The organism is Bacteroidia bacterium (assembly GCA_033391075.1).
In the GTDB taxonomy this organism is placed as follows: domain Bacteria; phylum Bacteroidota; class Bacteroidia; order J057; family J057; genus JAWPMV01.
Window position 1 is genome coordinate 350,830 of the sequence record JAWPMV010000001.1, and the last position, 16,455, is coordinate 367,284.

General features: G+C 42.9%; 9 protein-coding genes. 4 read left to right on the top strand and 5 right to left on the bottom strand.

The window, feature by feature from the left end:
- Nucleotides 1-34: 34 nt before the first annotated feature.
- Complete coding sequence (locus R8P61_01385) at nucleotides 35-502, top strand: YdeI/OmpD-associated family protein (GenBank protein MDW3645699.1); 468 nt, start codon at nucleotides 35-37, stop codon at nucleotides 500-502.
- On the opposite strand, the gene R8P61_01390 is transcribed toward R8P61_01385, so the two are convergent.
- Nucleotides 499-1,761 (bottom strand): acetyl-CoA C-acyltransferase, encoded by a 1,263-nt coding sequence (locus R8P61_01390; protein MDW3645700.1) that lies wholly within the window; start codon nucleotides 1,759-1,761, stop codon nucleotides 499-501. The genes R8P61_01385 and R8P61_01390 overlap by 4 nt on opposite strands.
- A 453-nt stretch (nucleotides 1,762-2,214) precedes the next feature.
- Between R8P61_01390 and R8P61_01395 the strand changes: the two genes are divergently transcribed.
- On the top strand, nucleotides 2,215-3,702 hold the full coding sequence (locus tag R8P61_01395; GenBank protein MDW3645701.1) for a hypothetical protein: 1,488 nt from the start codon (nucleotides 2,215-2,217) through the stop codon (nucleotides 3,700-3,702).
- A 52-nt stretch (nucleotides 3,703-3,754) separates the two neighbouring features.
- On the opposite strand, the gene R8P61_01400 is transcribed toward R8P61_01395, so the two are convergent.
- From R8P61_01400 to R8P61_01410, 3 genes are all read right to left on the bottom strand, one after another.
- Nucleotides 3,755-7,471 (bottom strand): PKD domain-containing protein, encoded by a 3,717-nt coding sequence (locus tag R8P61_01400; GenBank protein MDW3645702.1) that lies wholly within the window; start codon nucleotides 7,469-7,471, stop codon nucleotides 3,755-3,757.
- A gap of 96 nt (nucleotides 7,472-7,567) precedes the next feature.
- Entirely contained in the window at nucleotides 7,568-8,992 is a 1,425-nt protein-coding gene (locus R8P61_01405) for a hypothetical protein (protein MDW3645703.1), read from the bottom strand.
- Nucleotides 8,993-9,033: 41 nt separating this feature from the next.
- A complete protein-coding gene (locus R8P61_01410; GenBank protein MDW3645704.1) occupies nucleotides 9,034-10,431 on the bottom strand; it encodes a c-type cytochrome in 1,398 nt (465 codons plus the stop codon).
- Between the two features lie 208 nt (nucleotides 10,432-10,639).
- On the opposite strand from R8P61_01410, the gene R8P61_01415 reads away from it, so the two are divergent.
- A complete protein-coding gene (locus R8P61_01415; protein MDW3645705.1) occupies nucleotides 10,640-13,132 on the top strand; it encodes a tail fiber domain-containing protein in 2,493 nt (830 codons plus the stop codon).
- Nucleotides 13,133-13,433: 301 nt separating this feature from the next.
- Nucleotides 13,434-15,281, top strand: a complete 1,848-nt coding sequence (locus R8P61_01420; GenBank protein MDW3645706.1) for a GNAT family N-acetyltransferase — start codon at nucleotides 13,434-13,436, stop codon at nucleotides 15,279-15,281.
- Here the strand turns inward: R8P61_01420 and R8P61_01425 are convergent.
- Entirely contained in the window at nucleotides 15,278-16,402 is a 1,125-nt protein-coding gene (locus R8P61_01425; protein MDW3645707.1) for a glycosyltransferase family 4 protein, read from the bottom strand. The two genes, R8P61_01420 and R8P61_01425, sit on opposite strands and share 4 nt — an antisense overlap.
- Between the last annotated feature and the right edge of the window lie 53 nt (nucleotides 16,403-16,455).

The following is a 16,455-nucleotide window of genomic DNA, read 5'->3' on the forward strand; positions in this document are numbered from 1 at the left end:
ACACACTAACACTCGCAAACTCTAATACGGTTTTATGATCCATCGCTTTCAAGCCGAAATGCTCACTGATCCCAAGTATAAGAACTCTGCTTATGTGGAGATCCCTTTTGATGTATATGAAGTTTTTGGGGAAAGAAACCTGGCTAAGGTGAAAGCTACTTTTGATGGGATTCCCTATCGAGGGTCTTTGGCGAAGATGGGAAGTCCCTGTCATATCCTGATTATTCGCAAAGATATCCGCGCGCAGATCAATAAGGATGTTGGGGATTTTATTGAGGTAACGGTTGAGAAGGATTTAGAAGAAAGGATCGTGGAGGTGCCCGAAGAGTTGCAGAAGTTGCTGGATGACAATCCTAAGGCGAAGGAGTTCTACGATGGTCTGGCTTACACCTATCGCAAGGAATATGCTCGCTGGATAAGCTCCGCCAAACGGGAAGCCACGAAGCTGTCCCGTTTGGAGAAGACTTTGGATAAATTATTGAATGGCGTGAAGGCTCCCTAGCTTTCCAGCAACATCACGGTTCCCAAACCCCCATCTGCACATACACTGACAATCGCTTTTTTGCCAGGGCCCATTGCTGCCAATTCCTTGACGGCCTGGCTTAGTATGCGAGCACCGGTAGCTCCGAATGGATGGCCTATAGAAATACTTCCACCATTTGGATTGAGTCGATCCCAGGGGAAATCACCGAATTCAAAATTCGTCCCGACTTTCTTCAAATGATCTTCAGACTCAATCAATTGGACATTGGCGAGAATCTGTGAAGCAAAAGCTTCATGGATTTCCCATAAATCCACTTCATCAAATCTCAGCTGATGCCGCTCCAAAATCCGAGGGATCGCATAGGTTGTCGCCATAAGCAAACCATCCTCTTCGATATTTACACCAGCAGTCTCCCAATCCAATACCTTGACAGCATGTTGGTTTTTGCCTAATCGCCCTAGGCCTTCTTTACCCGCGACCCAAAGTCCTGCTGCACCATCTGTCAACAATGAAGAATTACCCGCAGTAAGGGTACCTGTTTCCGAGCGATCAAATACCGGTCTTAGCTTGGCCAACTTTTCCAGATTGGTGGTAGCGCGAGGAATCTTATCTTCTTTCACACCCTCCAACTCTATCAGCAGATCATCAAAAAAGCCCGTTTCCTTTCCCTTGAAATAGTTTTGATGACTTTTTAGGGCAATTTCGTCCTGTGGCGCCCTTTGAATCCCCAATCTTTTAGCGGTAATCTCCGAATGTTCGCCCATACTTAAACCGGTAGTTCTATTGGATACACTTGGGATATGGAGTTTGACATCCCCCAATCTCAATTGTCCCAACTGATTGACTCGATCTGAAAAGGTTCGGGACTGAAACAAGCGACGCAGCCAGTCTGAGAGGTTTTGATTGAGCCCTAATTGTACCCGGCTCATACTTTCAACACCCCCGACCAATGCCAGTCCATCCTCGTCAACCATGGAAGCTGCTTCAATAGCCGCCAGCATACTGGTACTACAGGCCATGACCGTACTAAATGCAGGAATTCGCTGATCCAATCCAGCATCCATAATAATCTCACGGCCCAGATTGCTATATCCTAAATTTGGGGCAACAGTACCCCAGATGAGAAAATCGGGATCGACTCCCTGCTCCTGTATCATCTGCTGAACTACAGGAACAGAGAGGGCTATTGCCCCAATCTCTTTAAACTCGCGGTCGATTTTTACAAAAGGGGTTCTCCGACCCGAAACCAACCAAACTTCTTTTGAAGATCTTTTCATAATGGATCTATTATATTAAGTCTTTGCAATTTAAGGCCTTGGGGAAGAGGCATTTGTCAGCAAGGCGTCTTTCTCAGATGGGCTGAACAGCTGACTTGTATTCGCTTAAATAATTGCGGTGAGCTTGTTTTGGGTAGCTAAATATTTTATCAATATGTAATAATAGTGCTATCGATTGATCCTGATTCTCTCCATCTTGATTTCTTAGATCTGCATAAATGAATAGGGCATATGCGTAGCCGATTTTTCCCATCGGATACACGCTCTTTTGTTAAACCTTGCTCAATGTCTTCCTTTTATGCTTTGCAGAAACCTCCTTCTGTTGAAGGCTATTTTTATTTCTTTTCCCTGAATTCCATCGGAAACTTATCTAGGAGTTTCTCCGATCGAATTTTTATTACTAACATTTTCTCAAGGCAGAAAGGGAAGGCTTACCCTAATCCATTCCCTCTCATGAAAATTAACCTTGCTAAAGTAAACTTTGGAAAATCCTCAGCTGAAAAAGAACGGGATAGACTTCCGGAGTATTTTGTGCCTACCCGAGCCTATAAAAATGCCCGGAATAAAGGCCGAAAAAAACTGTTCTACATTGGATATCGGGGATCAGGAAAAAGTGCCCTCTTTAATCAACTTGCCCATGAATACTCCGATAATGGCAATAATATCGTGTTGCAGATAACGCCTACGGATTATTCGTATGATGCTTTCAAACGATTGAAACATGATATCTATGACATCAAAGCGGCTTACAGCGTAGCCTGGAATTATACCCTCCTCATTCAAATCTTTATTGAGATTCTGGACTATTTTCGAAAACACGGTGTGCCTCGTAAGCATGAGCAAAACATAGAGGTGATCAGAGATTACCTCCGGGACAATGATTACATCGATTATGAAGGGCGCCTGGAAATTTTTCTTCATTTTCTCAAGAGGATTGCTGTTTCCAAGATCAATTTCACTATCGATAGTAAGCTTACGGTTTCGGGTGAAATAGGAGATGCACGTGAAATCAGTTCCCTTTTTAATATGGGGGAAATCAGAAAGGCGGAGAAAGCCCTGGAGAATATTTTGCGAACCTATACGGTACACATCTTCATCGATGAACTCGATACGGGCTGGAACAATACCAAGGAAGCTGTGAATTTTATCAGCGGATTGATTTCGGCTACCATCAAACTCAACGGCATGTCGGGCCTGAATATATACGTTTCTTTGCGACAGGATATGTACAAGAACCTATCCGAGATATTCAGGGATACTGAGAAGCTCCGCGACGACATTGAGGTGCTGAAGTGGGACTACAAAAGTCTGGAAAATCTCATTTGTCAGCGAATCAAAAATTGCAAGGAGATCAAAGAGAAAAGAAAGCACTACAAATTTATGCGAAATGATCAGGTGGTGCAGTGCATCTTCGAGCCAGGAGCATTTGAATACCTGGTCAAGCACACCCTCAACCGCCCTCGGGAAGTCATTCACTTTTGTTCCTTATCACTTGACAGTTTTATCGAATCAGTTGTGGAGGAGGACTACAATCGGATGCGCCTGGATTTGGAAACCATTAAAGGGGTGGAGAAACGCTTTTCTACCGAACGCCTGGAGGATTTTTGTAAAGAATACGAAGATGAACTGCCAGGCATCAAAGAATTGCTAAGTGCTTTTGAAGGAGGAAAGAAGGTCTTTAAGAAGGCGAATTTTATTCTGGCAGTAGAGGAAATATTGTTTGATATGCACGACAGTCATCCAGAGATCGACTGGATTACCGATTTTTTAGATAAACCGGAGAAATTTTTTGAAAAGCTCTTTCACATAGGATTCGTGAAGATTGCCATTAATGGAGAGGGCGCCTTCTATGCTTACTATGAGCACATTCCCCTCAGCTTTAGAAATGTGAAAAAAGTCCAGATCAATAATATGTTTTTACCTGCTTTGCAGTGTTTGTAAAAAACAAAGGGACAGCCGATAAGAGCTGTCCCTTTTTCTATTTAACATCAACTTATTTTCTCAAACTAATTTTCTGGACAAATCGTTTTTTACCCGCTTGAACATTGAGGAAATAGATTCCCTCAGGATTCCCGCTAAGGTCGATTTGTTCTTTGGTTTTGGATGAAAATGAGTCCACAGCTTTATCCAATACTACCCTGCCTCTGATATCATTTACCTGAATCTCTAATCGGTCCGCTTTCACTTCTTCAATTTCCAGGAAGAATATACCCTGACTAGGATTGGGATAAACAGAAACCCCTAGCAACTGCTCTGGAGAGATACTTGTCGCTGAACTCACTTCAATTTCCAAACTACTGGTATCGGCTCCACAAATCGTAGACGTTTCCAGACTGACCATATAGATCCCTATGCTGTCGAAAGTATGAAGGGGTTCAAAATCTTTGGAAGTATTGCCATCTCCAAAGTCCCAGTTGTATTCTGCATTAGAGCTGGAATTATTGAAAAGAGTCAAACTCAATCCATTCAAATCATAACTAAAGGCAGCCTGAGGCCCTGGACAAGAAACTACAACAGTTTGACAAATGCTGTCTTGCCCACAATCATTAAATACTGTTTGGCAAACGTTATATGTGCCGGGAAGCTCAAAACTGTGGAAAGGCCTGGGGAGATTGGAGGTGTTTCCATCTCCAAAGTCCCATATATAGGAAGTCGAAAAACTGCTTTGATTCAGAAAAATCACATTCAATTGTGAGGCATCGTATCCGAATGCTGCAGTAGGAAGTGGACAATCGACTTCTACAGTTTGGCAAATCGTATCATTTCCACAAAGATTGCTTACGATCAGACAAACTTCATAGCTACCCACACTATCATACCTATGAACAGGATTTGTCAGTGTAGAAGTACTGCCATCTCCAAAATGCCAGCTGATACTTTCTGCTTCTACTGAAAGATCGCTGAAGCTGACTTCCAGATTAGTTGCCTGATAACTGAAATCTGCTTCTGGTCCCGGACAGCTTACTGTGATATCCTGACAAAAGGTATCCGTTCCGCAAATACTGATCGCTACCAGACAAACAGTATATGTGCCGGGCAAAGCATAGCTGTGATTGGGATCGGCATCTGTAGAAGTATTGCCATCCCCAAAGTCCCAGCTAAAGGAAGTAGACCTAATGCTGCCTTCCTGAAAACTAACTTGGAGTTCATTTGCACTGTAAGTATAACCTGCATCCGGCTTCGGACAGTTGAGGGTAATATCCCTACATAAAGTATCCGTTCCACAATCATTGGTCGCTAATAAGCAAACTGTATACGTTCCTGGTCCGGCATAAGTATGGTTGGGATTTGTATCGGTCGAGGAATTTCCATCTCCAAAGTGCCAGCTAAAACTCATATTGGTGCTGCTACTACTGGTATTGCTGATGGTCATATCCAAATCCGAACTAAAGAAATTGAAGCCAGCTGTTGGGAGGCTGCCTGTATTGCTAATGACTACCTGTGCGGTATCTTTACATCCAATATTATCTTCTACAATAACCTGATAGTTCCCTGCGGCCAGAGCTGTGGCTGTGGCTCCTGTCTGGGCCGGCTGGCTATTCCAGTTATAGGTATATGGAGCTGTTCCATCAGCAACCTGAACCGTAGCAGAGCCATTGGCATTGTTACAGGTTTCATCTGTTGAACCGATGCTCAACTCCAGGCCATTACAGCTAGCCGTAGCTGTTCCTTTCACACATACATTGTCCAGGTAAAGATTTTGTGCATAATAGGCCTGTATATTCGCCCGAAACCTAATCATGACATTTCCTCCGACATAAGCACTTAAGTCCAAACTGTCGGTAGTCCAATCATCACAGGCTGTCGGTTCCCAGCCGAGGAAATACTCAAAACCTGAAGATGTTGCTAATTGAGAGTTATTCAGACTTTGAATCGTACTATAGCTTTGTCCGCAATCTGTAGAAATAGCGATTTCCATGGAAAGCTGCCGGTTGGAATAAGAGGCTTTGTAGGAGCGTGTATAATAAAGCTTGGCATCCTGCAGATTACTTAGGTCCATGCTATTGAGGAAAAGATCCAGACTAGTTCCTGTTCCGGGATAATAGGAATTCCAGTTGTCGAGGTAATAAGCCGTACTACCCAAATCAGCACTACAGCCCGTACCAGCCGTAAAGGTGCTCCAGAGATTACTACCACTGATATTTTCTTCACTCCAATTTGCAGGAGCTTCTGAAATAGATTCGAAATCCTGACAATAAGGGAAGGAGCTTCCGGGAGTATAAATCTCAAAACAAATACTGGAGGTATCGTTTTGGGCATATCCATCTCCGCTAACTCCATTCACATTTTGTAAATAGATTTTGATATTATGAGAACCGACTCCTGCAGTGAGACTACTCAGATTGATGGTCTCTGTCGCTCCCGCACTTATGCTTCCATTCCAGGTAAAAGAATGATCATAGACATCATCCAAAAAGACAGCTAGTTGAGCCGAAGTAATGCTACTGCTGCCCTGGTTCTTGAGGGAAACTGCAGGGGTAAAACTTTCACAGCCTGATGAACTTCCCGGACTTATTATGTCGGCAATTTCAGCATCCACCGAACTCACAGGTATTGCTCCGGTAGAAGTGAGCAAAGAACTCCTGGTAGTAGTAAGGGCCAGGCGCATTCTTTCTTTTTGCCCAGGTGTAAAGGTGTTTTGACAGCTTTGATAGCCATAATCCATGTAATTCTCATACATGTCATCGACATCCGTCGTAAAGGGATTATTGCTGCTGCTATCATCTGTATCTGTAGTACAACTGTTTGCTGTACCATTGCTATTGCAATTGACTGCTGATGAAGAGTTGTCCGGAGGGGTATCGCATACATAGTCTCCATCATTGAGACAATCTCCGTTTTCACAGGGGCTTTTGCTTCCTCCTCCATCCGGATCATTAAAGGTATGATAGAGGTTGAGGTAGTGGCCAAATTCATGAATGTGAACTTTGCTGGCGTGATAGGACGAACCCCAGTATCTGGCTTCATTTACGATCCCATCATAGCTGGCTCCATGTGCTCCAGCCAGATAAGCGTATCCCGCTACTCCGCAAATAGAGTCGGGTTCGTATTTACAAATTTCATTTACGAGCCAGACATTGGCATAGTCGCTGGAATTCCAATAGGAAAGACTCTTGATATATGCATCCTGACTGGAAAATCCCGTAGGACCATCAGCCGCATATGCGAGGTTAGAATAATCGGTTGAAATACGATTTATACCATCGGTGCTATTACCATTTGGGTCTCTTTTTGCCAAAGTGAATTCAATCTTAACATCCGAACTCTGTATACCAAAACTACTGGCGTTTGAATGAAAAGGCCCTCCGGCAAAATCACCCTGGTCTCGAAATGCCTCATTCAGATGGTCTATGCCTGCCTGAATTATTGCATCACTGAGATTGGAACCCATACCGGCTATACTATCTGAAGGCAGATGCATCACATGGACGACTACCGGTATAGTATATACTTCTTCATTATCGTTCCCACAAGCATTACTTTTGGCTCTATTCCTGAGAGAAGGCCATTTAAGCTTCATTTGCTCATAGGTATCGGTATCTGCTTTTTTCTGCTTTTTCTGGAAGGCAGGATTCTGTTTAATCAGAATATCAGTGGCCTCATCAGTTGCACAAGACGGAATCTGTGCCTGAAGGGACTGGAACGGAATCAATAAGACAAAGAGTAAGAGAGCGCTGACAACTATGGGGAGTTTTCTTGTGAGCTTCATACTCCCAATATCCGATATTGGGAAATCTTATATATGTGAAAAATTGGTAATATTTTTCATGTGAAATATTTGAGAATAAAGAGTAGTTGTTTTGGACTAAAGGGTTTTAAGATATTCGATAACTGCTCTTCGCTCTATGGCATTTAATTCTTCCCCAAAATCATGTCCCTGATTTCCATACCCTGGCTGACTGGTATCAAAGGTTCCTTTATCCTTACCATCCTCTTTTACCAGGTATTGTAAACCAATCTTATCATCGATTTCATATTCCAGTCCCTGCGGAGTACTTGTAACCGACCAATAGGTGGGCCTTTGACTGGGATCGAGCAAATCTTCCAGAGTTGGAACAGATGCATTGTGTAAATAAGGGGCTGTGGCCCAAACGCCATCCAGGGGAGGGGCCATATAGCCAGCGGATACCTTCATCTCGGATTTAGGAGGGCTTTGGGCAAACCAACTGGAATTGTACCATTGGGCTAGATGAGATTGCTGGGCGAAATACTGTGCATATAGCGGATCAGTCTTTATCTCATCCAAAGGCACAATTTTATTAGGGTAATAGGGGCGGCGACCATAGGTCCCATGACATTTCTCGCAAGTAGAAGTAAAAATCTCTTCTCCTCGACGAGCTAATTGTTTGTCTATTTCGCCAGGAAATTTGGGTGCTTCCAAAGAGTAAAGCCAGGCAATCACATCTTTGAACTTTTCCTGTACAATTCTAGCCGAAGTACTATCAACGGTTCCTTGAGTGGAGGCTTGCATCAGCACTTTAGAATAATCCCCTCTCCCCATTCCATTATAATACAGCGCCTGTTTCTTTTTCAGGTTCCATAGGGGAGGGACATCAGAAGCAATATTAAATGCATTCATTTCAAATTGTGGTTCTGCTGAGTAGCTCAGGTCCACAGGATTGCGATGCATAGCATAAGCTTCCTCGAGGCGAAAGGCCGGATTTACGATGGGATTGGTCGTTTGAACATAATTCAATGCGGGTTGGAACCATTGATTGTAATGGGCGAAAGCTTCCTGTTCAAGAGGAGACTTCCTGCTCGCCCGTTTAGCGATTATCTTCAAAAGCTTCCATTGGCGAGGAAGGTTTGCCTGGAAATCGGTACCCGGTCCGCCCAATCCAAAAATTACTTTTCCATCCAAACTATAGGAAGCCGCAGAATGGCAGGAGAAACAACTCCCACTCACAACTTCTGCACCATTGTAAGCGGTAAATGCAATATTTTCGTATGCGATGTGCTTGTTATTTCCTTCTCTATCCAGAATAGTGTCGGTAAATTTTTCCATGTTTTTCCGGAAGACAGATATAGGAATTCCTGAACCTATATAGTCTCCCGTAGTAAGGTAGTTGAATCCTTTTTCAGGATCTCCACTTACATCCTGGCGGTTTTTCATAACCCGATAGACTTCAGCAGGAAGTTCCCGGGGATTCGGAGCATCCAGCATCAGGTTTTTACTACAGGCTAAGAGGAGGAAGGCTATTGATAAAGAATAAAGGTAAGCGGATCTCATAAAGTGCGATTATCGCGAAAATTTAGGAAGCTTTTTTGGGATTACAAGCTTTTCAGGTATTCAATTACAGCCTTTCTTTCTTTTGGACTAAATTCATCCCCAAAGGTATGGCCATAATTTCCATAGCCAAGCATGCTGGTATCATAGGTTTTCTTGCCCTGACCATTGTTTTCGACCGAAAACTTCCACCCAACTGCTTCCAAATCATAATCTGTTGACTTAAAACTCCGAGACCAATAGGTTGGCCTTTTGGAACTTTCCAGGAGGCTTTCCAGATTGGGGACAGATCCATTATGAAGGTAGGGAGCAGTAGCCCAGATTCCGTCTAGGGGAGGAGCCATGTATCCATAAGAAGGAATCAACTGAGCGGGATCGGCTGATTTCCCAAACCAACTTTCATTATACCAGTCAAATATCTCAGAGTTCATGGCATATTGAGCGTAGATGGAATCAGTTTTTACCTCATGGATAGGGATGATCTTATTGGGATAGTAAGGGCGTTTGCCATAGGTCCCATGACACTTTTCGCAATTGTCTATGAACAACTGTTTGCCCTGGAGGGCAAGTTCCTGGTCAATTTCTCCCGGATATTTGGGAGCCTCCAATGATTCTAGCCAGGCCAGTACGTCTTTAAAGTTCTGCTGTACTTCCCGGGCCGCTGTACTATCATGAATACCCAGGACGGAAACCTGCATCAGCAATTTGGTGAAATCCCCTCGTCCACTTCCATTGAAGTAGAGAGCATTTTTCTTTTTTACATGCCAAAGAGGAGGAACATCCGTCCCAATGGCAAGCTCCGGTATGCTATAGTTAGCCTCTTCTTTAAAACTCAGGTCATCGGGATTTCTAAAAGCGAGAGAAGCTTCTTCTATGCGAAAAGCAGGATTGATTCCTAGTTTAGGCATTACAATGGCGGGCAATACTTGCTGATACCATTTATGCTGCTCCTCATAATTTTTCCAGACTTCCGAATCCTTCCCATATTTCCGCTTGATCATCCAGGCAATAATATCAAAAGGTGGCTTCATATTTCGGGTAAAATCTCCAAGGCTGTTCCCCAAACCCAGGACTACCTTTCCATTGAGTTCTCCGGCATGACAGGTAAAGCAATTTCCACTCACCAGCATTTCTTTACTACTGCTTTCAAAGGCGGTAAAGAAATAGGGCAAATGAGAATTATCGCCTTCTCGATTCAAAACGGTATCCTGGCTTTTGCCGAAAAATCGATTGAAGATATCCAGGGGTACTCCATTTCCGACAGCATCTCCATAACTTATATAGTCCAATCCTCTTTGGGCATCTCCTCCTTCTTGCTGTTGAGAAGGGAATACTCGATATATATTTTTACTTTGAGGACTTGTTATAGGGCCTTTGAGACTGCTTTTACAGGCAAATAGGAAAATCAGGCCCAGGAATACGGACAGATATCTTTTATACATGAGAAGGCATTTATGTAGATAAAACGCTGAAATCTGTAAATTGTTGGTTGTCAATTTACAGGCGAATTGCTGGCTTTTCTCTCTTTTAATCGTTATAATTACCTAGTAACTAAAGACTTAACAATCGTTTAGTTTTCCAATTAGCAGCCTCCCTTACCCTTTTCCCAAAGGGTGACTTATTTTTTATTCTCTCACATAATACTTAGTCATGAACAGAAGTCTACTTTTGCTTTGCTTACTATTACTTGGATTTGCAGAGCTCTATTCACAAGCTCCTCAGGGGATTAACTATCAGGCAGTAGTACGGGGTAATACAGGAAACCTACAAATCAATCAAACACTGGGCGTAAGATTTAGCATTGAAGATGGTAACAATACTGTGTACCAGGAACTTCATAATACTACCAGTAATGGTTTTGGCCTAATTGAACTGGTGATTGGAAGAGGAACTCCTTTATCCGGAACCTTCAATGGCGTTCCCTGGTCCCAGGGTCCGTATTTTCTCAAAGTCGAGATTGATGATGGGACAGGTTTCCAAAATCTGGGGACTACAGAATTGGTCAGTGTTCCTTTTGCGCTTTATGCAGAAACAGCCTCAAGTGTCGAAAATATAACCCTTACAGATTTAGATGATGTTACCAATCAGGCACCTTTAGTTGGGCAGGTTTTGAAATGGGATGGCTCTTCCTGGATTCCTCAGGATGATCTTCAGGAGGATGGAGATATCGACTCAGCAAATGAGATTCAAAATCTATCTATAAGCGGAAACATCATCACCCTGAATAATGGAGGAGGAAGTGTTACGCTACCACCCTTGAACTTAACCGTAGGTCCGGGTTTGGATTTTAGCGGAGGGGTATTAACAAATAGCGGGGATACAGATGCTTCTGATGACATTACGATCGGTACCGTAGCCGGGGGTGATCTCGGAGGAACTTATCCGGATCCTACTGTTACTGCTTTACAGGGACAAACAATTTCCAACACACCGCCTGCTGCAAATCAGGTCCTGGCTTTTGTCAATGGACAATGGGAAGCTGCGGATGATAATTCCTTATTCGGAGCAGCGGCTGGAGGAGATTTAAGTGGAACCTATCCAGACCCTACTGTTTCGGGTATACAGGGAAATAGCGTTGCGAATACTGCTCCAGCATCCGGACAGGTCCTAAAATGGAACGGATCTCAATGGGCCCCTGCAGACGATAATTCAGGCTCTAGTGTCTGGACGCTAAACGGGACTAATGCATATTATAATTCGGGAGATGTAGGAATAGGCACCACTGATCCGGAAGGCAGTTTCGAAGTAAGACAAAATAGCTCTCTTTCCGATCCTCATATCCTGCTCCATGAAAACGGAAATGATTATGCAAGGATGCGATTTCAAAATAATAATGGAAGCAATTATTGGTCGATTGCTGCATATATAGCTTCGAATAATAGAAATGATCGCCTGAATTTTTGGAACGGAACCTCTGGCGATGTTATGACCATCACTGGAGATGGTGAGGTAGGCATAGGAGTAGGCATTTCACCCAAAGTTGCTTTTCATGTAGGTAATCAACGTCGGATACTTTTTGGAACGGACACTTTGGGAAATGGAGACAAACTCATGTTCTTACCCGATCTCCATGCATTCCGGGTAGGTACAGTTGCTACAGGAGCAGCTTCTACTTACTGGAACCGCGATAGTATAGGTCTGTATTCTTTTGCTTCCGGATTAAATACTCGTGCACAGGGATTTGGTGCTACCGCTATGGGAAGGGATACAGAAGCTACCAATAGTTATGCATTTGCATCAGGCTTCTTTACCAATGCTGATGGACAATACTCTACAGCGATGGGATTTAATACTGATGCCTTTGCGCTCGGATCTACCGCTTTAGGATATAGTACAGATGCAGAAGCTAACTATTCATTTGCCGCCGGTTATTTTGCAGAGGCACAAGCAATCTATTCTATTGCAATTGGAAATGCCGTACGTGCTCAATCTTTTGCTTCCATGGCAGTAGGACGCTACAATATTGGAGGAGGAAGTGCTACGAGTTGGGTTTCTAGTGATCCCATTTTTGAGATAGGAATAGGGACCGGACCTAGTTCAAGAGCAAATGCAGTTACCGTCCGTAAAAATGGAAATGTAGGAATAGGTACTACGGTTCCTCTGGATCGCCTACATGTAAATGGTCGGGTCCGCTTACAAACAGTAGAATATTTTGAAGATGGAGGGACCAGCGAAATCGCTGTCAGAGGGGATGTAAGACCCTCTGCAGATAATACCTATGATGTCGGTACTTCTACTTTTAGGTATGATGATGTATTTGCTACGAGTGGAGTGGTCAATACTTCAGATATGAGGGATAAGGAAAATATCCTGCCTATTCCATATGGATTGGATGAAGTCATGAAACTCAATCCGGTAATCTATAATTGGAAAGAGGGACCTGATAGCGAAGCTAAACTGGGACTCCTCGCCCAGGATTTAATACCTATTCTAAAAGAGGTGGTAAAAACCCACAACTATGAAGTGAGTGAAGAGGATGAGAGTTTGACCAAAGTAAAACTGGATCGATTGGGAGTCTACTATTCGGACATCATTCCAGTACTTATAAAAGCTACCCAGGAGCAGCAGGATATTATAAAAAAACAACAAGAGTTGATTGAGCAAATGGAGATTAGGCTTCAAAAGCTGGAGAACAAAGAATGAGAATAAAATTTAATTAAATTCTAATGTCTGAGCAGTTGGTTAAAACTGTTCAGACATTTTGTTTAAATAAGAGCGTGAATGGCCAAATATGATGATAGTATTACTCGTTTCGATGAAATTCGCCCTATTCAGGAGCTGAGATTTGCTTTCGATCTTGGATTGACAAGATTATCTCTCATTAGGTGGCATAATGTTTGAGCTTTTGACTATCAGATGGGATTATGGCTGATACATAGCCGTAAACACTGATGCGTTTACCTGGCAGCACTTTTATTAAGTTCAAGGAATAACCAAGGTAAATATGAGCTGCAAAATTGAGTATTATCAGAATCAAGAGGTTCTGGAAATAGCGTCAATTGATGAGTATGTACTGGAATGGGGAAATCTACTAAGCAAGCAGGATAAGTTTACTGCCCTACAGAATCCCGCATTTGTCTACACCTGGTATAGACACTACTTTGAGAGCTATTCACCTCTACTTGTTCTTGCAAAGAATGAAGAAGGCAGAATAATCGCTGTTTTACCCCTCGCCGTATGCAGAAAACATAAGTATGTGGTATGTGCAGGTAATGAACTTGCAGAGTATCACGGATGGATAGCAAGTCCTGAATATGAGGCTGAATTTCTACTCAAAAGCCTCAAACTCCTGAAAGAAACTTTGTCCTTTAAAGACTGGCAGCTGAACTGGCTGGCACCTGGTACAAATCTTAGTTGGCTTAATGAGAAGGAATTGGCGAAGGAGGGAATCTACTTCCTAACAGAAGAAATCATTGATCCTCTTTGGAATCTTAATGATCCTGCCAAACTCAGAAAAATTCGGAAACGTGCGAATGTCAAACGTTGTTTCAAACAATATGAAGCAAGAGGCGATTTTCGTTATGAGCGTATTTTAGATAAGGAAAGGATGGAGGAATTGCTGAACGAATTTGCAAAGCAAAGCGATTTCAAAAAAGAAGCCATCTTCAATCGTAGACTTTTTGAAAATGATCCTCATATCAAGGATTTTCTGATAGACATGCAAGACTATCCGGATATGAATCATTTCTCTGTGCTGTGGCTGGATGATAAGCCCATAGGCTTCAACCATGGAGTCGTAGAGGGAAATCAGATGTGTCTGGCTGGTTATACCAGCTATGATCCTTCTGAAAGCCGCAATTCACCCGGCAAGCTTCACCTCATTGAGCTAGCACGGATATCCACAGAAGAAGGATATGAAAGGATAGACCTCACTCCGGGCAAGGATGCCTATAAATCCCGCTTTGCCAATGAAAGCAGAGAGGTCCAAAAAATTGATTTTTATTTCAGTAAAAAGGAATTCCTCAAAGCCCGTCTGGAAAGAAAAATAAAGGAAATATCTACTACTGCCCTGGGACAAATGGGGATAAGTCAGTATGACCTGAAATTCTGGAAAATTGACTTTTTGGCATGGATAGATGAGGTCAATACACTGGGAATTGGTCCTAGCCTGAAAAGAATCGGAAGCTGGTTCAATAATTCAGAAGAGACCGAGGTGTACAAGGCGATTGATATGAGAAGGGAAAGCGAGAAAATGGAATTGCCGGAAGGATATGAAATCCTGAAAAATGATTACCACTGCCTACTGGAATATGAAGGGGGAAAGGGATTGGTTCCTCGAAGGGAACTTTTTCAGGAAGCCCTCAACCGATTTGCAAGAGGGGATGATTTCTATTCCTTGGTGAAAGATTCGAAGATTGTTTTTGCTGCTTGGCTGAGAAATGGAAAATACGCGCTGAGGTTTCCCGGAACTCTTCACGATCATCAATTCCCCGAAGCCAGCAGGATTGTATATGATCCCAAAAGCTATCAATCAGATTTTAATACGGACACACTTTTTCCTTTCTATGAGTTTATTGTTCAAGACTGTCTGGATAGAGGTTTTGTAGAACTGTATTTTGCCTTTGCATCTCGTGCAGAGTTATCCGACCGTTTTAAAGAGCTACGTGATTTGAGGAAATACCTGCAAATCGAAGACCGGCGATTGCTTCGAATTTTTGGACATAGCCTGGCAAAAGACTACACGATAAAAGACGAAATTTTATCTGATTCAAAAACTGAGCCCAATCCCTCCTCATCCCATAAAAGAACTAAGGGAAGAGGGAGAAGAAATCTGGAAAAACAGGTCGGCTAATTATGCAATACTTTCTGATAAATGTCATAGTATCGCTTTGCCATTTTATTTAGGTTAAAGTGTTCAAACACTCTTTTATAAGCTTTCTGCCCCATTTCTTCACATAAGAGCGGATCGTCAAGTAATTCGTGGATGCGTCCAGCCAATTCAGAAACTTGTGAGGGCTGTACCAAATAGCCGGTTTCCCCATGCACGACAATCTCATCAGTTCCTCCTCCTGAGGAAGCAATGACCGGCTTTGACATAGCCATATATTCCAGAATTGAATTGGAGATTCCTTCTCCATGTACCAGAGAATTGGTACTCAATACACCTATATTAATCAGATTTATGGTTTCCTCAATGCGGCTTTGATGACCCGGGAAAAGTATGCGGTCTTTGTGCTTGTCGGCTACCAAAGCTTTTACTTCTGGCAAAGTAGGGCCTTCTCCAATTGCCAGGAAGCTTACATCCTCCCGTTTATCCAATACTTCCTGAGCCGCTTTTACATAAGTAGCAAAGTCTTTTCTATCAAAGAAACCTGCTACCATAGCGACAAGTTTCTCTGTTTTTATTCCTAGCTGTTCCCTAACACAACTCTCATCTGGGAGCTTATCAATCCTGCGAAAATCAAAACCATTATATACACAATCAGATTTGTGCATCGGAGCGTCATAGGCGTGAAGGCCCGCTTTAGAATTGGCTAGTACCAAATCAGAAAAAGGATAAACCAGTTTCGCCCGAAAATAACGAGAATCTGACCAACCCATATCTTTGGGAGCATCAGCAATGATCGCACTGATTATTTTCTTCTTATTTAAGATGACGCTCGGCAAAGAATAGATAGAAGACATAGCTCCCCAACTATGAACCAAATCAGGTTGGAAATCCCGATAGACTTTATAGAATTGCTTGAAAAGACTAAGGTCTTTCTTAGTCTTGCGTTTGAGGAAAAACAGCTCCACGTCCATCTCGAAAACCTGGGGAAAAGCTTTCTTTATTTCCGGATAATCTTCAGTCCTGGCAAAGAGTGTCAGGCCTACTTGCACATCCGGATATTCCTGCAAGCCAGTTAGCAATTCGACAAGGCGTCTCTCCTTGCCTCCCATCGTCAAGGTATCGTTGATGATCAGTATGCGCATACGATCAAAGAGGGAACATAATCCATACCAAAGTAGGCCTCAACAGGATGAAA